The sequence below is a fragment of the Pseudomonas sp. TWP3-1 genome (genome assembly GCF_049896625.1).
GTDB lineage: Bacteria > Pseudomonadota > Gammaproteobacteria > Pseudomonadales > Pseudomonadaceae > Aquipseudomonas.
Window position 1 is genome coordinate 647,013 of the sequence record NZ_JAFCUQ010000001.1, and the last position, 19,540, is coordinate 666,552.

The 19,540-nt window shown below is 60.6% G+C and carries 10 protein-coding genes; 6 read left to right on the forward strand and 4 right to left on the reverse strand.

Going from position 1 to position 19,540, the window contains the following annotated elements; translation table 11 throughout:
- Positions 1-209 precede the first annotated feature (209 nt).
- Entirely contained in the window at positions 210-6,602 is a 6,393-nt protein-coding gene (locus tag ACP7BN_RS02930) for an amino acid adenylation domain-containing protein (RefSeq protein WP_426201474.1), read from the reverse strand.
- A 473-nt stretch (positions 6,603-7,075) separates the two neighbouring features.
- On the opposite strand from ACP7BN_RS02930, the gene ACP7BN_RS02935 reads away from it, so the two are divergent.
- The 6 genes from ACP7BN_RS02935 (at position 7,076) to katG (ending at position 15,496) form a co-directional block, all read left to right on the forward strand.
- The gene (locus tag ACP7BN_RS02935; RefSeq protein ID WP_426201475.1) at positions 7,076-7,870 is read left to right on the forward strand and encodes a helix-turn-helix transcriptional regulator; all 795 of its coding nucleotides are present in this window, start codon (positions 7,076-7,078) and stop codon (positions 7,868-7,870) included.
- 43 nt (positions 7,871-7,913) lie between these two features.
- On the forward strand, positions 7,914-9,320 hold the full coding sequence (locus ACP7BN_RS02940; RefSeq protein ID WP_426201477.1) for an efflux transporter outer membrane subunit: 1,407 nt from the start codon (positions 7,914-7,916) through the stop codon (positions 9,318-9,320).
- A 156-nt stretch (positions 9,321-9,476) separates the two neighbouring features.
- Positions 9,477-10,082 carry an SCO family protein gene (locus tag ACP7BN_RS02945; protein ID WP_426201479.1) on the forward strand — a complete coding sequence of 202 codons (606 nt, stop codon included), beginning with the start codon at positions 9,477-9,479 and terminating at the stop codon, positions 10,080-10,082.
- Positions 10,082-10,558, forward strand: a complete 477-nt coding sequence (locus tag ACP7BN_RS02950) for a copper chaperone PCu(A)C (protein ID WP_426201481.1) — start codon at positions 10,082-10,084, stop codon at positions 10,556-10,558. Before ACP7BN_RS02945 ends, ACP7BN_RS02950 begins: the two co-directional genes overlap by 1 nt.
- A gap of 320 nt (positions 10,559-10,878) precedes the next feature.
- Positions 10,879-13,089: an LTA synthase family protein gene (locus ACP7BN_RS02955; RefSeq protein ID WP_426201483.1), complete on the forward strand. Its 2,211-nt coding sequence runs from the start codon at positions 10,879-10,881 to the stop codon at positions 13,087-13,089.
- A 133-nt stretch (positions 13,090-13,222) separates the two neighbouring features.
- A complete protein-coding gene (gene katG / locus ACP7BN_RS02960; protein WP_426201485.1) occupies positions 13,223-15,496 on the forward strand; it encodes a catalase/peroxidase HPI in 2,274 nt (757 codons plus the stop codon).
- A gap of 233 nt (positions 15,497-15,729) precedes the next feature.
- Here the strand turns inward: katG and pepN are convergent, their stop codons facing one another.
- From pepN to ACP7BN_RS02975, 3 genes are read right to left on the reverse strand one after another with little or no spacing between them, the layout of a single operon-like run.
- A complete protein-coding gene (pepN, locus tag ACP7BN_RS02965; RefSeq protein WP_426201487.1) occupies positions 15,730-18,387 on the reverse strand; it encodes an aminopeptidase N in 2,658 nt (885 codons plus the stop codon).
- A gap of 10 nt (positions 18,388-18,397) precedes the next feature.
- Positions 18,398-19,228 (reverse strand): DUF2797 domain-containing protein, encoded by an 831-nt coding sequence (locus ACP7BN_RS02970; RefSeq protein WP_420648861.1) that lies wholly within the window; start codon positions 19,226-19,228, stop codon positions 18,398-18,400.
- Positions 19,225-19,485 carry a YeaC family protein gene (locus ACP7BN_RS02975; RefSeq protein WP_420648862.1) on the reverse strand — a complete coding sequence of 87 codons (261 nt, stop codon included), beginning with the start codon at positions 19,483-19,485 and terminating at the stop codon, positions 19,225-19,227. The genes ACP7BN_RS02970 and ACP7BN_RS02975 overlap by 4 nt, the downstream gene beginning before the upstream one ends.
- Between the last annotated feature and the right edge of the window lie 55 nt (positions 19,486-19,540).

Here is a 19,540-nt window from a genome sequence, read left to right on the forward strand (position 1 = left end):
CGAGTCCCTGCCGATTGGGCGCAGCTTGGAAAAACTAAAACATCAAGGCTTGCGGGGCTGACATGGGAAGCGGGGACAAGATTTGGCAGCACTTGCCACAATTCCCCTGTAGGAGCTGCCGCAGGCTGCGATCTTTTGATCTTGTTTTTTAAGATCCAGATCAAAAGATCGCAGCCTTCGGCAGCTCCTACAGTGAGGCCGTACATCGCTCAGAGTCGGCGTTTGCGGTTGAGTGTCGGGATGGTGGTTTGCGGGATTTCGACCTGCCTCGCCTGCGCCGTGGTCTGCGCGGCCAGTGCCGCGAGCGTCGGCTGGCTGAACAGCGTGCGTGCATCGACGTGCAACCCGGCCTGACGCATGCGCGCCACCAGACTCACCGCCAGCAATGAATGCCCGCCAAGTTCGAAGAAGTTGTCGTGACGGCCGACCTGCTCGACACCCAACACCTCGGCCCAGATCTGCGCGAGCGCGGTTTCGACTGCGCCTTGCGGCGCCTCGTATGCACGGCTGATGACCGAGGCCTGATCCGGTGCCGGCAAGGCTTTGCGGTCGACCTTGCCGTTCGGCGACAGTGGTAACGTGTCGAGCAGCACAAACGCGCCCGGCGTCATGTAATCCGGCAAACGCTCCAGCACATGCGCGCGCAAGGCTTCAATGCCCGGCGCGGACTCGCCGTCGCGTACGCTGAAATACGCCACCAGCCGCTCGTCGCGTACCAGCACCACCGCTTCACGCACCGCCGGATGCTCGATCAGCCGCGCTTCGATTTCACCCAGTTCCAAACGCAAGCCACGCAGCTTGACCTGGAAGTCATTGCGCCCGAGAAACTCAAGATTGCCATCGGCCCGATAACGCACCAGATCCCCGGTGCGATACAGCCGATCACCGGCCACGAACGGGCTGTCGATAAACCTCTCGGCCTGCATGTCCGGCAAGCCGAGATAACCGCGTGCCACGCCAACCCCGCCAATGTGCAACTGGCCGCTGACGCCGAGCGGCACCGGTCGATCATGCGCATCTAGAACATACAGCCGGGTGTTGCAGATGGCGCTGCCAATCGGCAGCTCGCTCTCCGGCATCGGCATTTTTGGCTCCAGCGTCCACGCGGTGCTGTCGACCGTGGCTTCGGTCGGGCCGTAGACATTATGCAAACGCACCCACGGCAGGCGTTGGCGCACGCTGCGGGCCAAGGCTGCGGTGAGTTCGCCGCCCCCGCAGAACACGTCGCTGAGACTGCTGCACTGACTGACGCCTTCCAGCTCGAGGAATTGTTGCAGCAGCGCCGGCACGAATTTGACCACGCTGATTTGCTGCTCGCGAATCACCTGCGCCAGATACGCCGGCTCGCGATGGCCGCCGGGACGCGCCAGCACCAGCCGTACACCCGCCGTCAGCGGCCAGAAGAATTCCCACACTGAACCGTCAAAACTGAACGGCGCTTTTTGCAGCAGCGCCGCATCCGGCGTCGGCGGGCAGATCTGCGAACCCCAATGCACCAGATTGCACAGGCCACGGTGTTCGATCATCACGCCCTTCGGCGTGCCGGTGGAGCCGGAGGTGTAAATCATGTAGGCCAGATTCGCCGCGCTCAGGCCCGGCACATGCAGATTGCCCGGCGATTTTTGCTGCCACGCGCATTGATCGAAATCGATCAGCGGCAGGCCCGGATCACCCAGCAGTTCGCGGGTGGCGGCCTGCACCAGCACCGCCACCGGCGCGCTGTCCTTGAGCATGTAATGCAGGCGCTCCAGCGGATACTCCGGATCCAGCGGCACATACGCGCCGCCAGCCTTGAGAATCGCCAGCAGACCGACCACCAGATCGAGACTGCGCTCGACACAGATCGCCACCCGCGAATCCGCTTGCACGCCGTGCTCGCGCAGGTGATGGGCGAGTCGGTTGGCCTGCTCGTTGAGTTCGCGGTAAGTCAGCGTCTGCTCACCCGCCTGCACCGCGATGGCATGCGGTTTGCGCTGCACTTGTTGCTCGAACAGGGTTTGCAGCGGCTGATCAATCGGGCAATCGACTTCGGTGTTGTTGAACTCGATCAACAGTTGCTCAAGCTCCGCCGCCGGCAGGATCGACAAGCGGTTCAAGGGTTGTTGCGGGGCGTGTTCCAACGCGTCGACCAGCGATTGCAACGCGGTTTGCACGTAAGCGCAAATCCGTTGTGCACCGACGCTGTTGAGCGTGCGGGTGGTCAATTGCATGCCGCTGCCCAGATCATCCACGCTCAGGGTCACCGGGTAATTGGTGCGCTCTTCGTTGGCCAGGGTTTCGATGCCTTCCCAGACTTGACGTGCGGATTGCTCGGCGTCGGTGTGCCGGTAGTTGAGCAACGCACTGAACAGCGGCGACGGCGAGGCCACGCCACTGCAACGCTGGGCCAGTGCCAGCGACGCATGTTCATGCCCGAGCAGCGCGGTCAGCCGCGCATGGGTCGCCTGCACTGCTGCGCGCACGCCTTGATCGACATCGACGCGTAACGGCAAGGTATTGATGAACACGCCGAGCGCACGATCCGCCCCCTCGCCGCCCTGCATTCGGCCCATCAGCACCGTGCCGAACACCACGTGTTGCAGCCCTGAGGTCGCTGCCAATACCTGCGCCCATGCCAGATGAATCAGGCTCGCCACGCTGACACCCGACTGCCGCGCTTGCAGGCGCAAACGTCGATCAATCTCGGCGGGTAATGTTTGCACCGCTTCGTCGATGCCACGACCGTCACCCTGCACATCCTGCAACCCAAAAGGCAGCGTCGGCTCATCGATATCGCCGAGCATTTCGCGGAAAAACGCCTCGTGTTCGGCTTCGCTCACACCCAGCCGAGTCTGCGCCACATAGTTGCGATACGGCACCGCCGCCGGCAGCGGATCGGTATGGCCCATCAGGCTCAGGCGCATTTCTTCGCGCATCGCTTCGAGTGCGATGTGATCCATCGCCAAGTGATGAAACAGCAAGATCGCGACAATGCGCCCACGGGCCGGATCGCGCGCATAAAACAGTCGAATCAGCGGCGCCTGGCTGATATCCAGGCGATAGCTGCGCGCATCGAAGCGCTGATGCAGTTGCTCCAGCACATCGCCCTCGGCCGGATCGAGCACGATCTCTTGCACCGGCAGTTGCGCCTCGCGCCAAACCACTTGCAGCGGTGTACTCAATCCCTCCCAGACAACCGCAGTGCGCAAGATATCGTGGCGCGCCATGACCTCACACAGCGCCGCCGCATAGGCTTCCACCCGCGCGAGATTGTCGAAGGCCAGATGCGATTGCAGCAGATACGGATCGCCCTGCTCGGCGGTGATGTGGTGGTAAAGAATGCCTTCCTGCAACGGCGCCAGCGGATAGATGTCCTGCACATTGGTCGCGCCACCCGGCACCGTGGCCAGAACAGTGTCGATGGTTGCCTGATCAAGTTGCACCAGCGCCAGCATATCCGGGGTGATATGCGTGCAACCGAGCGGGATGCGATTGGCCGGCACTTCCACTTCGCGACCGCTACCCACCGCAGCGGCCAATGCCGCGAGTGTCGGCTGACCGAACAGCACGCGCACGTCGCTGCTCATGCCATTCTGGCGCATGCGTTCGATCAGATTGACCGCGAGCAACGAATGCCCGCCCAGTTCGAAGAAATGGTCGTGGCGCCCTACTCGCTCGACTTGCAGCACTTCGCCCCAGAGTTGCGCCAGGAGAATTTCCACGTCGCCCTGCGGTGCTTCGTACACCCTGCGGATCAGCGCGTCCGGCCCCGGAGCAGGCAACGCCTGGCGATCGAGTTTGCCGTTGGCGGTCAGCGGCAGCGCCGGGATGCGCACATAGGCTGACGGCAGCAATGCGCTGGGCAAATGGTTTTTCAGATGTTCGTGCAACAGGGTGATGTCCAGCGGTTGATGCTCGGTGAACCACGCCTGCAACTGGCCGTCGCGTACCAGCACCACGGCTTCGCGCACTGATTCATGACTGGCCAGCGCGGCTTCGATTTCACCGAGTTCGACGCGCACGCCACGGATTTTCACCTGATCGTCATTGCGCCCCAGGTATTCAAGATTGCCGTCAGGCCGCCAGCGCACCAGATCGCCGCTGCGATACATGCGCGCGTTCGGCTGGGTGCTGAACGGATCGTCGAGGAAGCGTTCGGCCGTCAACTCCGGTCGATTGAGATAACCACGGGCAACCCCGGCACCCCCGACATACAGCTCACCGGCAACGCCAATCGGCAGCGCTTGCTGCTGCTCATCCAGCACGTAGTGCGTGGCGTTACTCACCGGTCTGCCAATGTGCAGCGGCGCGCCGGGTTCGATGCGGCCAGAGCTGGCAACCACCGTGGCCTCGGTCGGGCCGTAGTTGTTGATCACCTCAAAGCTCTGCGCGCGGTTGAATTGGCGCAGGCGATCACCGCCGATCAGCAGCGTGCGCAAGCTCGGGTGTTCGATGTGCCGACTGAAAGCATATTCGGCAATCGGCGTCGGCAGGAAACTCACGTCCAGCGGTTGCGCGCGCCACCACTCCAGCAGCGCATCAATGTCTTCACTGCCGTCATTGGCCGGTGCCAGATGCAGGGTCGCCCCGGCACACAGCGCTGGCCAGACTTCCCAGGCCATGGCGTCGAAACCGAATCCGGCGAGGCTTGAGGTGTGGCTGTCAGCGTCAAGGTCGAAGGCTTCGCGGTGCCAGTCCACCAGGTTCGACAGCGTGTGATGTTCAACCATCACGCCTTTCGGTTGGCCGGTGGAGCCGGAGGTGTAGATCACGTAGGCCAGATGTTCGCTGGTCAGATTCGCCACCTGCGGATTGACCGGGTTGACCGGCCACAGGCGCCGGTCAAGTTCGACCACGGGCACTTGGTACTGCGGCAGGCGCTCGCGAAGATCACTTTGAGTCAGCAGCGCAACCGGCGCGCTGTCGCCGAGCAGATAACTCAAGCGCTCGGCCGGATGCGCGGGATCAATCGGCACATACGCCGCGCCAGCCTTGAGAATCGCCAACAGCCCGACCAGCGTGTCCAGCCCTCGGCGGGCGACAATCGCGACTCGGTCATCCGGCCGCACACCCAGCCCGATCAACAGGTGCGCGAGTGAGTTGGCCTCGTGATTCAGTTCGGCGTAGGTCAGTTGCTGTCCCTGGCTAACCGCCGCGACTGCATCCGGCTGCTCGGCTGCGCGTGCGGCAAAGCGTTGATGAATGGTCAGGCCCTGCGGGTAGTCGGCGCGGGTGTCGTTCCACTGCTGCAACTGCGCAAGTTCTGCCGGGGTATTCAGTCTGAACTCGCCAACCGTCAAATCGAGGTTGTCCAGCCCCTGCTGCAATATCAGTAGCAGACATTCCGCCAGCGCCGCGACCTCGGCGGCGTCGAAATACGCCGAGCCATACAGCAGATGCAGCCAGGCCTTGTCGTTGAATCGGTTGCTGCGCAGATGAATGGCCAGCGGCGTGGCTTCATGCCGATTGGAAACCTTGACCACGTGTCCCGGCGCCTCAGCATAAAGATACTCATGGTCGTCCTGCTCGTAGGACAGTGACACTTCGAACAACTGCGAACGCCCTTCAGCCAGTAAGCCGAGCGCGCGGTTCATCTCGCTCAGGGAAAAACGCTGATGACGAAAATCCTGCTTCAGTTCATCGCCAATGGCTTTGATCAATTCGGCAAACGACAGCGCGCGACCGAAGTGCATCGACACCGCGCTGACCTGGGTGAACAACCCAAGTGTGGCTTTGAAGCGCGCGCCGGAGCGATTGAGGATCGGCACGCCGACCACCCACTCATCCCGCTGCGCGGTGCGGCTGAAATACACATGCAGTGCGGCCAGCAATACATGAAATGCCGAGCCACCGAGCGTGCGCGCGACGTCTTTCATACGCTCATGCAGCGCTGCCGGGAAGGCCACGACGTGGGCCGGCGTTGGCGGTGCGATCTGTTCCCGGTAACGCGCGGTCAGCAGCGGTTCGGGGACGTTGCGGTACTTTTCCAGCCAGTACGTCTTTGCGTTCAAGTAACGCGGGGAGTCGTGATATTGGCCATCCTCGTCGATAAATCCGGCAAACGACGGAGCCGACAACAGCGGCTGTTGTCCTGCACTCAACGCGCTGTAGATCTCGCCGGCGGATTTGAACAGCAGCCCAAAACCCCAGCCATCAATAATCAAATGATGTGCCTGCGCGGTGAACCAGTAACACCGCTGGTCGAGGCGGATCAGCCCAAAGCGGAACAACGGCTGGCCATCCAGCGCAAAGGACTCTTGCATCTGCGCTTCAACCAGCGCCTGAGCGGCTGAGTGCGGATCCGGATGCGCAGAAAAATCTACCAAAGCCAGCGGCGCCGGCAGCGATGCGACGAAGGTTTGCAGCGGTAATCCATCCGCGCCGGCGCCCGGTAGCAAAACTGTGCGCAACGCATCGTTGGCCGCGACCAGACACTCCACGGTCGCTTGCATCAACACCGGATCGATTACGCCATTTAGCTCTACATAGCCGCCAATGTTGTACAGCGGTGAATCGCCCTGACTCAGTTGATCCAGCCAGATGTCGCGTTGCGCAGTGGTCAGCGGGAAGGTCTCGCAAGTGGCGGACAGAGCGTCCACTGCGTCGGCAGCAAAATGGTTCATAAGATCCGTCTCATGGCGTTATGCCTGATATTCAAGCATCGGCCCCGAAACCGGCATGACACCTGAAACCCGGACAGTCCTGAGCGGCCAGCGCGCCCTGTGGCCCCGTGCAGAGCGCTAACACTTGGCGATCCGTCTAAAAGTTCGGAAAGGAAAGGCTGAAAAACCTGTAGGAAAAACGCCACACCCCAGACCCGCCGGTTAACGCGCCACTGTGCTCATGCCGCAGATTATCGGGCGCAGCCGTGACCATTCGGTCATGACGAACGCGCCGTGGGGACTTTTTGCGTCGAAAGCGTCGCAGCAGCTTTTCGGAAATGGTGGCATTTTGTGTCCCTGTTTTCCCCTACAGACGTAGGACAAATGTATAGGCTTAAATCCCGCTGCAGATCGCTTTCAAGGAGAAACGGTTTTTGGCAGGGCGTGCACGGCAGACGATTCAGCGATGGCTCTCATTCAAGGATGACAAGGATATGAATCTGACCGGCAGTATTCGCAACACGGAAAACCCGCATTTTTACTGGCAACTGGGTGAGTTGATTGCCAGCACCGGTGGCGATCATTTCGCCAACAACATGTTCCAGTTGGTCGACACGCTGGTGCCGGTCAATCGCGTCGATCTCAGTGAGTGGACGCTGGATGAACGCCAGGCCAGCGTGGTCGAGGTCAAGCCCCTTGGCAGTGCCGGATTGCCTGATACCTTTCCTGCGCCTGATCCCTTGCAGCGACCTGACGATCATCCGTTGCTGCAGAAGATGATCGAGATGAATGACTCGCTGTTGATCCAATTGAAAGCCTCGTTGCGACAGCAATCCCCGCACCACAGCGTGCATCAGTGCAATCTGGTGTCGCGCACCTCGAATCGCCGCTGCGTCATCGCGTTTTACCGTCCGCACACCCATCGGGTCTTCTCGCTGCCGGAACTGTCGTTTCTCAAGAGCCTGTCCGACACCCTGTTGCCACTGATCGAGCGCCACGCGCAACTCAGCCGTCAGACCAGTGCCAGGCAGCCACGCCTGCCAACTGCAGATCAGGAACAGACACCGTTGCAACACGTCTTCGATGAGCGCCTGGCCATGGGCGAAATCAGCTTGTCGGCGCGTGAGAAAGAGGTGTGTCTGGGCCTGTTGACCGGCGGCACCGTGCCGCAAATGGCGGAAAAGCTGCGGGTCAAAAACAGCTCGATCGAGACCTATCTGAAACGTGCGGCGGCCAAGCTCGGCGTCAGTGGTCGACACGGTCTGGCGAAATGGATGGCCGGGGCCTGATGCGGTTTTGGTGGCGGTTTTCTTGTGTGCATGAGGCTGTTTGATGTTCAGGTTGCCGATTTCCCTGCTGTCCGTGGCGTTGCTGCTGGGCGGCTGTTCGTTGATTCCCGATTACCAGCGCCCGACGTCGCCGAGTGCTACGCAATATCCGCAAGGCCCGGCTTACCCGGCTGCATCGCAGGTTTCCAGCGCTGATCAGGATTGGCGCAGATTATTCAACGACCCGGCGTTGCAGCAGTTGATTGAAAGTGCGCTGGTGAATAACCGCGATCTGCGGGTGGCGGCACTCAACGTCGAGGCGTTTCAGGCGCAGTACCGGATTCAACGGGCCGATCTGTTTCCAGCGGTTTCGGCCACTGCCTCTGAATTGCGCCGACGCATGCCTGTGGCTAACAGCAAAGCCGTAATCACTTCCACCTACGGCGTCAATCTCGGGGTCAGCGCCTATGAACTGGACTTCTTCGGTCGGGTGCGCAGCCTCAGCCAGCAGGCGCTGCTGAGCTGGTTGGCGACCGAAGAAGCACGGCGCAGTGCGCAATTGAGTCTGGTAGCCAACGTAGCCAACGCCTACCTGACCTGGCGCGCCGATCAGGAACTGCTCGCTCTGGCCCACGAGACGCTAACCGCCGATGAGCAAAGCCTGCGCCTGACCACGCGCAATCGCGAGGCCGGCAAGTCCTCGGCGCTGGAACAGATTCAGGCGCAGACCAGCGTCGATAGCACCCGCGCCAGCCTTGCGCGCTATCAGCGGCAAGTGGCGCAAGACCTGAACAGCCTGACGCTGCTGGTCGGTGCGCCAGTGCCCGACACGCTGCCGGCGCGTCCGCTGTCGAGCGATCTGCTGGCGCAACTGCCGGCCGGGCTACCGTCGGATCTGCTGCAACGCCGGCCGGATATTGTTCAGGCCGAATACCAACTGCGCGCGGCCAACGCCAACATCGGCGCGGCGCGTGCGGCGTTTTTCCCCAGTGTCAGCCTGACCGCGAATGCCGGCACCTCCAGCAGTGATCTGTCCGGACTGTTCAAGGGTGGCTCGGGCGCGTGGTTGTTTCAACCGCAGATCAACCTGCCGGTTTTCAACGCCGGCAGCCTGCGCGCGAGTCTGGATTACTCGAAACTGCAGAAAGACATCAACGTGGCGCAATACGAGAAATCGATCCAGACCTCGTTTCAGGAAGTGGCCGACGGGTTGGCGGCGCGCCAGACTTATCAGCAGCAACTGCAAGCCCAGCGCGATCTGGTGCAGGCCACGCAGGATTACTACAACATGGCGCAACACCGCTATCAGAGCGGAGTCGACAGCAGCCTGGTGTTCCTCGATGCCCAGCGTTCGCTGTTCAGTTCGCAGCAAGGCTTGATCACTGATCGACTGGCGCAACTGGTCGCCGAGGTAAACCTGTACACCGCGCTCGGCGGGGGCTGGAGCACGTTTGAGCCCATCACTCAGTAACCGCAGGTCACTTTTTCTTACACCTTTTGTCGCCGGATCCGACATTGACGGACGATCGAAAACCGACCCGCCGGTTCAGTTTGCTATCATGCGCCGCTTTTACGGTTAACCGCCCGCCTGTCTCAGCGACTGGCGGGCTACAAAAGGCGGTATGAAATGACGGCTTTGTTGACTCGCCGCAAGGTGCTTGCGGGAATGGGCGTGCTCGGTCTGGGCCTGCTCGCCGGCTGCGACACCCGTGGCCAACTGTCGTACAAATACGGCAAGGATCTGAGCGACAAGATCATGGGGCGCACCTTCAAGCTCAAAGACACCGAAGGCAACACCGTGTCGCTGTCGAGCTTTCGCGGCCTGATGCCGATGATCTTCTTCGGCTTCACCCAGTGCCCGGCAGTCTGCCCGACCACGCTGGCCCGCGCGGCAAAAATCAAGAAGCTGATGGGCAAGGACGGCGACATCCTGCAAGTGGTGTTCATCTCCCTCGACCCGGAACGCGACACGCCAGAAATTCTCGACGCCTACGTCAAAGCCTTCGACCCAAGCTTCGTCGCGCTGTACGGCACCCTTGAAGAAACCAAAGCCACGGCCAAGGAGTTCGATGTGTTCTTCGAAAAAGTCCCGGCCGGCGATACCTACACCATCTCCCACACCGCCACCAGTTACGTCTACGACACCCGTGGCGGACTGCGTGTGGGCCTGTCCCAATCGCTGACTGCACAAGAGTGCACCGAAGATTTGCTTACCGTCATGGAGGTCTGCTGATGAACCCTGTTTTCACCAATATCAAACGTGCCGTACTGGGCTTGTCCCTGTTGGGCCTGGCATTCAGCGCTGCGGCGCAGACCCGCGTCGACAACGCCTGGGTGCGTGCGACCGTGCCGAACCAGTCGGCCAGCGGCGCGTTCATGACCGTCACCGCCGACAGCGACAGCAAACTGCTCAGCGTCGCCTCGCCTGCGGCCAAAGATGTGCAGATCCACGAAATGAGCATGAAGAACGACGTCATGAGCATGGGCCCGGTGAAGTCGGTGGAGCTGCCAGCGGGCAAAACCGTCAACTTCGATCCGAACGGCTACCACGTGATGCTGATGGGCCTGACCGGTCAGTTGAAAGAAGGCGAAACCGTGCCGCTGACCCTGACCGTCGAGAACGCCAAAGGCGAGAAGGAAACGGTCAAGGTTGAGGCGCAGGTCAAGGCGCTGACCATGGAAGCGCACGATCACAGCAAGATGCATTGATCGCGCGTTCCAAGCAGTAAAAACGGGGCGATATGATCTTGATCATGTCGCCCCGTTTTGCTTTTGATGTAAATGCAGCTTAAACAGATCGAAGGCACACAGGCTCGATAAATAGCCTGAAACAATAATTCCCCCTCCTCTGAATCAACAGCCACCAAGGCTGACGTGAGCGCCGGTCAAGGTCTCACGCGATGCGCAGTGGCCGCGCGGTGCTCCGCGGCCAGATCAATTTGGCGTTTAAAAACACGATCAGCGCTCCTACCCTTGTTATCATCGCGCCCACTTTTTATGACGGTTTGATGACTGGAAGGTCTTTTTTTGTGAGCGCTATTTTTCACCGGTTGCGGCAGCTGGATGCACGCCTTGTCTCCCTGATCACTTTGGTGCTGATCGTGCCCGTGTGCCTGCGCGCGGCACTCGGCTGGTCGACGCCGTTCGGCTATCTGTCGGATCTGGCGATCGGCAGCCTGCTGGTCGTGCTGCTGCATCGCCGCCCTTGGTGGCTGGCGCTACCGGTGCTGGTGTTCTGGGGTTTGCTGGCGGTGGCCACGGCAGAGTTGGTCAGTGCGGTGGGCCGCTTGCCCAACCCGACCGATCTGCATTATCTGATCGACCCGCAGTTCGTGGAAAACTCCACCGGTGGCGGTTTCGCCCATCCGGGGTTGGCCGTGGCGCTGCTGCTGGCGCTGATCGCGTGGCTGGTGACGCAGTGGACCCGTCGTGCCATACCGGCCCCGGCCCTGCCGCGTGCGATATGGGCAGGGCCGTTGCTGCTGTTCACCGCACACTGGGGCGCACAAAACATCTCCCCGAGCGATGCCGACCCGTGGCGTTTGTACAACCTCCCGCACCAACTGCTCGCCACTCAAGTGGCCGATGTGCAGATGCAGGCCGAGGAATGGCTGGACGGCGACGCCGTCGTAGCTACACCGCCGATGGCCGGTCTGACCGATGTCGACCTCAACGGCCAAAGCCTGCTGGCGGGGCGAGGTCAGGCGCGCAACGTGTTGATCATCGCCCTGGAAGGCATTCCCGGTGCCTACATTGGTGCCAACCGCGAAGCCATCGGCAGCCATTATCAGGAAGACCTGATGCCCAATCTCAGCCGCTGGGCCGAGCGCGGCATGAACACCCCGGATTATGTACTGCACACCCACCAGACGATTCGCGGGCTGTACGCCATGCTTTGCGGCGATTACGACAAACTCGACAATGGCACGCCCAAAGGCGTGGAAATGCTCACCCAGCAGGAACGCAATCAGGCCTGCCTGCCCGCGCAATTGCGCCAGCACGGTTTCGCCACTCACTACCTGCAAGGCGCGGGTCTGCGTTTCATGGCCAAGGACAAGATCATGCCGCACATCGGTTTCGATGCGACCCATGGTCTGGAATGGTTCACCAACGCCAATTATCTGGAGTTCCCGTGGGGCAAGGATGACAAGGCGTTTTTCGAAGGCGCGTTGAAGTACGTCGGCCAGTTGAAGAAAACCAGGCAGCCGTGGATGCTCACCCTGCTGACCGTCGGCACCCATCAGCCCTACTCCGCGCCGGATGAGTATCTGCAACGCTACGACACGCCCAAGCAAGCCGCCGTCGGGTATCTGGACGATGCGCTGGAGCAGTTTCTGCAAGGGCTGGAGCGTCAGGGCGTGCTGAAAGACACGCTGGTGGTGATTACCTCGGATGAATCCCACGGCATCGACGGCGTGCGTCTCGCTTCCTCGTGGGGTTTCAACCTGACCCTCGCGCCGGAGCAGGCGCAGTTGCCGCGCTTGAACTCCGGGGTGTATGGCCACGTCGACCTCAGCGCGTCGATCCTTGATTACTTTGATTTTCCGGTGCCTTCCGCCCTTAGCGGTCGCTCGCTGTTTCGCGATTACGATACCGGCCGCGAAATCATGTCGTTCACCAACGGCAAACTGCGCTACCACGATGGCAACGGCATCCTCACCGAGTGCGACATGCCGCGCCGCTGCCGTTCTTACGCCAGCAGCGGGTTCATCGCCGAGAGTGCCAAATTCAAAGGCAACGCCAGCAGTCACAGCGCCCGGCAAATCGCCGCCCGTGCCAACGCCCTGGATCTGTCGCTGCTGCGCACCTCGCTCAACCATCGTTATCAGTTCGGCAGCGACAACGTCATCCCGCTGCAAGCGCAGATCAAGGATGACTGGGCCGATAACCTGATCGGCGCGCAATATCTGGAAATGCCCAAAGGCTCGCACACCCGCGTGCGCCTGACCGTGCGTTCGATGGATCCGCAGCAGGCTGCCTACATACAGCTCAAGGCCAAGGAATTCGAGCAGGACGTGCAACTCGGATTGCCAACAGAAATGGTCGCCACGGCCGATCAACCGCTGCAAATGGACTTCAGCTTCGACAACCCCCTGCCGCGCAAAGCGTTCTCTTTTCACTTGCTGGGTTATGGGTTGGGCGCGGTCGAGGTGACCGATTTCAGCGTGATCACCGAGTTGCCGGGGCAGGAAGATATGCTCGATGACGTACCGGCGGATGATGCCGCGCAATCGAGTTGACTCTGATTGGATAAAAGACTTTGCCTATCAGCCACCAATAGTCGGCCTATTAGCTGACTGGCCAAGTCGGGTCTAGCCTTACAAGTCCGAAGTCGGCACGAGCCGGCCGCAAAGACCTGATAAGGACCCGAACATGGCAAACGAATCGAAGTGCCCGTTCAATCACGCTGCCGGCGGTGGCACGACCAATCGTGATTGGTGGCCGAATCAACTGAATCTGAAAATCCTCAGTCAGCACGCGCCGCAGTCCGACCCGCTGGGCAAGGACTTCGACTACGCCAAGGCGTTTCAGAGTCTGGATTTCCAAGCGTTGAAACGCGATCTGACGGCGCTGATGACTGACTCACAGGACTGGTGGCCCGCCGACTTCGGCCACTACGGCCCACTGTTCATTCGCATGGCCTGGCACAGCGCCGGGACCTACCGCACCGCTGACGGTCGCGGCGGTGCCGGTTCCGGCCAGCAACGTTTCGCCCCGCTCAACAGCTGGCCGGACAACGTCAGCCTCGACAAGGCCCGTCGCCTGTTGTGGCCGATCAAGCAAAGGTACGGTCGCAACATTTCCTGGGCTGACCTGATCGTGCTCACCGGCAACGTCGCGCTGGAATCCATGGGCTTCAAGACCTTTGGATTCTCCGGTGGTCGCGCTGACGTCTGGGAGCCGGATGAAGATGTGTATTGGGGTTCGGAAAACAAATGGCTCGGCGGCGATACCCGCTACGGTAAGGAACAACAGCTGATGCAAGAACCCGGTGACGGCACCCTTGTTGCCGAACCCGACTTGCATGGCAACGAAGAAAGCCGCACCAATCAGGGCGAACGCAATCTGGAAAACCCGCTCGCTGCAGTGCAAATGGGCCTGATCTATGTGAACCCGGAAGGCCCCGAGGGCAATCCCGATCCAGTCGCCTCGGCCAAGGACATTCGCGAAACCTTCGGCCGCATGGCGATGAACGACGAAGAAACCGTGGCCCTGATCGCTGGCGGGCACGCCTTCGGCAAAACCCACGGCGCCGGCCCTGCGGATAACGTCGGCCCGGAACCGGAAGCGGCAGACCTCGAACAACAAGGTTTGGGCTGGAAAAACAGTTTCGGCACCGGCAAGGGTGCTGACACCATCACCAGTGGCCTGGAAGTCACCTGGACCACCACCCCCACCCAGTGGAGCAACAACTACCTGGAAAACCTGTTCGGCTTCGAGTGGGAACTGACTAAAAGCCCGGCCGGTGCCCATCAGTGGACACCCAAGAACGGCGCCGGCGCTGGCACCATTCCGCATGCCCACGACCCGAACAAGCGCCTCAGTCCAACGATGCTGACCTCCGATCTGGCGTTGCGTTTCGATCCGGCTTACGAGCAGATTTCCCGGCGCTTCCTGGCCAATCCCGATCAATTGGCGGACGCCTTCGCCCGTGCCTGGTACAAACTGATCCACCGTGACATGGGGCCGCTGTCCCGTCATCTCGGCCCGGAACTGCCGAAGGAAGAACTGCTGTGGCAGGACCCGATTCCCGACGTGACTCATGCATTGGTGAGCGACGCTGAAGTCGCCGATCTGAAAAGCAAAGTACTTGCCTCTGGCTTGTCCGTTTCAGAGCTGGTTTCCACTGCCTGGGCAGCTGCTTCCACCTTCCGTGGTTCGGACAAACGCGGCGGAGCCAACGGCGGGCGCCTGCGTCTGGCGCCGCAGAAATTCTGGCAGGCCAATCAGCCGGAGCAACTGAGCAAGGTGCTGAGCACGCTGGAAGGGATTCAGAACGACTTCAACGCTGGAGCGTCCGGCAAGAAAATCTCACTAGCGGATCTGATCGTGCTGGCAGGCAATGCCGGGGTTGAGCAGGCCGCGAAGAATGCCGGGCATACGCTGACGGTGCCCTTCTCGCCCGGCCGCGCAGATGCGACTCAGGAGCAAACCGACGTTGAATCATTCGGCTTCCTCGAACCGCACACCGACGGCTTCCGCAACTTCGCCCGAAGCAAATTCCGCGTCCCGGCCGAAGCGTTGTTGATCGACAAGGCGCAACTGCTGACCCTTTCGGCGCCGGAGTTGACCGTGTTGATTGGCGGTTTGCGGGTTTTGGACACCAATGTCGGCCAAACGAAACACGGTGTTTTCACCGACCGTCCCGGCACTTTGACCAATGACTTTTTCAAAAATCTGTTGGACATGGGGGTGGAGTGGAAACCCACCTCGCAAAGTGCGGACGAGTTTGAAGGGCGGGATCGCAAGAACGGCAATGTGAAGTGGACGGCGACCCGAGTGGACCTGGTGTTTGGGTCTAACGCGATATTGCGTGCGGTGGCTGAGGTGTATGCGAGTGCGGATGCCAAAGAGCAGTTCGTGCAGGACTTTGTGAAGGCCTGGGCGAAGGTGATGAACCTGGATCGGTTCGATCTGAAGAAGTAGAGGGTTTTTTATTCGGCTCCTGTTTTGTGGCATGGCGAACATCTAACCCCCTCACCCCAGCCCTCTCCCCCAGGGGGGCGAGGGGGAAAGGGAGCCGATCTTCGTGCTTTTGAAACTTGAGTTCGACTCGGTACTTCAAGTCGGTGTAACTCGAAAGAACACCTCGGTCAGTCCCCTCTCCCTCCGGGAGAGGGTTAGGGTGAGGGTGAGGGGAAAGCTTTTGAGCCAATCTCTCAAGCCAGGCTTTTGCTTACCACCTCATACACATCACTCGACAGCTGCCCTGACGCCAAGATTCGCTCCAGCTCAGCCTTCATCAACGCCTGACGAGCAGCGTCATACTTGCGCCAGCGCGTCAGCGGCGCCAATTGCCGAGAAGCAATCTGCGGGTTGAAGCCGTTCAACTCGATCACCAGATCGGCGAGGAAGCGATACCCCGAACCATCCGCCGCGTGGAAGTTGATCAGGTTCTGCCCGGCAAACGCGCCGACCAGCGCGCGGACTTTGTTCGGGTTCTTCATGGTGAACGCCGGATGTTGCATCAGCGCCTTCACCCGCTGCAGACCGCCCGGCAAGGTGCTGCCGGCCTGCACGCTGAACCACTGATCCATGACCAGCGGATTGTCCTTGAACTGCTCGGCGAAACTCGCCAGTGCCGCAGCCTTCTGTTCCTCGAACGGCGAGTTGACCAACACCGCCAGCGCGGTCAGGCGTTCGGTCATGTTGTCGGCGGTTTCGAACTGTTCCAGCGTCGCCGCCAGCACTTCCGGTTTGCCGCTGAGCATCAGGTACGACAGCGCAATGTTCTGCAACGCGCGGCGAGCGAAGTGCTCGGCTTCGGCCACGTACGGGGTTTTCTTCGACAGATCGCGATTGGCCTGGTAACGCAACCACAGCGCTTCGAACAAGCCTTCGGACAATTGCTTGCGCGCGAATTCGCGGGCGATGTGGATCGCGTCGACGTCAGCCGTTTCGCTGATTTCAGTCAGATACGCCTCGCCTGGAAGCGAGAGCATTTCCGCGACCATTGCCTGATCCAGCGATTCGTCCGACAGCACGCTGCGCAGGGCCGAAACCAGGCGCGGATCAAGGGCCAGCTTCTCGCCTTTCTGCTGCTGGGCAATCAGCTCTTGCAGCACTTGCACCGACAGTTGCTGACCGGCATCCCAGCGGTTGAAACCGTCGCTGTCGTGCTGCATCAGGAACATCAACTGATCACGGTTGTACGGGAAGCTGAGTTTCACCGGCGCCGAGAAGCCGCGCAGCAACGACGGCAGCGGCTGTTCAGCGATGTCGACGAAAGTGAAAGTCTGTTCGGCTTCAGTCACCGAAATCACCCGCGAAGTGCCCTGAGCGCTGGCTTCACCGGCAAGACGCAAGGCAATCGCCGCGCCTTTCGAGTCAAGCAGGCCCAATTCCACCGGGATCACGAACGGCAGTTTTTCAACCTTGTCCGGAGTTTCCGGGCAGCTCTGGCGGAAGGTCAGGCTGTAGGTCTTCGCCGCAGCGTCGTAGAACTCGATGACCGCCAGACGCGGCGTACCGGCCTGGCTGTACCAGCGTTTGAACTGGGTCAGGTCAACGCCATTGGCATCTTCCATGGCCTTGATGAAATCGTCGCAGGTCACGGCTTGGCCGTCGTGACGCTCGAAGTACAGATCGCTGCCCCTACGGAAGCCTTCGGCGCCGAGCAAAGTGTGGATCATGCCGACCACTTCCGAACCCTTTTCGTACACGGTCAGGGTGTAGAAGTTGGAGATCTCGATGAAGCTGTCCGGGCGCACGGCGTGGGCCATCGGGCCGGCATCTTCGGCGAACTGGTGGGTACGCAGGTATGCCACGTCCTGAATGCGCTTGACCGTGGCCGAGTTCATGTCGGCGGAGAAACCCGCGTCACGGTACACGGTGAAGCCTTCCTTGAGCGACAACTGGAACCAGTCGCGGCAGGTCACGCGGTTGCCCGACCAGTTGTGAAAGTATTCGTGGGCGACAATCGCCTCGACGCGCTGGTGCGCGGCATCGGTAGCGGTTTCGGCGCGGGCCAGTACGGCGCTGGAGTTGAAGATGTTGAGGCCCTTGTTCTCCATCGCGCCCATGTTGAAGTCGTTCACGGCGACGATCATGAAGATGTCCAGATCGTATTCGCGACCGTAGACCTCTTCGTCCCAGCGCATCGACTTTTTCAGGCTGGTCATGGCGTGCTGGCACTTGTCGATGTTTTCCGGCTCGACGTAAATGCGCAGCGCCACGTTGCGCTCGGACATGGTGGTGAAGCTGTCTTCAACGCACCACAAGTCACCGGCCACCAGCGCAAACAAGTACGCCGGTTTCATGAACGGATCTTCCCAGGTCGCCCAGTGCCGGCCGTCTTCGCCGGGGCCGCTGGCAATCGGGTTGCCGTTGGACAACAGCACCGGGTAGCGGTGTTGCTCGGCGACCACGGTGGTGGTGAATTTGCTCATCACGTCCGGGCGGTCGAGGTAATAGGTGATCTTGCGGAAACCTTCGGCCTCGCACTGGGTGCAGAACATCGTGCCGGACTTGTACAAGCCTTCCAGCGCGGTGTTGGTTTCCGGGTGGATCTTGACGCTGGTATCGACCGTGAAGCTTTCGCTGGTCGGGTGCAGGGTCAGGTGGTCTTCGCTCAGCTCGTAGTCGCCTTCGGACAGCGCCTTATCGGCCACCGTCACCGACAGCAGTTCCAGATGCTGGCCATCCAGCACCAGTGGCGGCAGGCCCGGGCCACGCGCCGGGTTGCGGCGCATCACCAGTTGCGCATGGACCAGACTGTGGTCCTCGAACAACTCGAAGGTCAGGTGCGTTTCGTCGATCAGGTACTCGGGCGCCTGATAGTCCTTCAGGTAAATCATCTTCGGTTGTTCGGTGCGCATGCTGGAGTCCTTATTGATGCACGGCGAGCTGATAGGCCGTGTACTTGCGAATATTGATCACGCCGGTGTCGAAGATCAGGTACTGGCCCTTGATCCCCAGCAGCGTGCCTTCGGCAATCGGGTTCTTGTCCAGGTTGAAGCTGACAATCTTGGCCGGGTACTGCTCGACCGGGTAGCGGATTTCCAGAGGTTCGACATCGGCAATCGTCTGAATCGCCTGCAAACCGAAACGTTCCTGCAAACCTTGCAAGCCTTCGGCACAGCTCTCGAACAACTGATCACGCACCTGCGCCAGATCCACCGCCACCGCATCGCCCTTGAGCAGTGCACGCCAGTTGGTCTTGTCGGCCACCTGGCTGCGGAACAGGTCTTCGACGAAGCCCGATTGCTGACGCGTCGAGACGCGCATGATCGGCAATGCCTGACTCGCGCCCTGATCGATCCAGCGGGTGGGCAATTGCGTGGCACGCGTGATGCCAACCTTGATCCCCGACGAATTCGCCAGATAGACCACATGGTCGGTCATGCAGAACTGCTCGCCCCACGCCGGATCACGGCAAGTGCCAGCATCAAAGTGGCAACGCTCCGGGCTCATGATGCACAGGTCGCACTGGGCCAGTTTGGTCATGCACGGGTAGCAATAACCCTGGCTGAAACTGGTTTTGGTCTTGCGCCCGCAATGCGAGCAGTGGATCGCTCCGAGGAACTCCAGACGCAGCGATTTGCCGATCAACGGGTTGACCGGCACCTCGACGTCATCCAGACGAAACGCGTATTGCACGTTCGGCCCGTCAAGGCGCGCCGACATCTTGCTGATTGCACCGCGGCCAATCTCGATCAATGGATGGCGTCCGACTTGAACAGGATATTCGGCACTTCGATCGACTTCGACGAGCATTCCTGCGGGCCCATGTAACCGGTGCGCTGGTCTTCAGGCAGGTTGTCGATTTCCCAGGCGATCATCGCCTGCAACGACAATTCGCGCTGTTCGGCGGTGAGCTTGCCACCGTCCGCCCATTTGCCGATTTCCACCGCCAGTTTCAGGCTCTGGTAGATATCGGGGGTGATGTTTTTAATCAATTCGGCAAAAGACGACATGTTGAACACTCTCCAAAAAATGTCGCTAGTTTAACGACGCTGATGCGCCAGCACA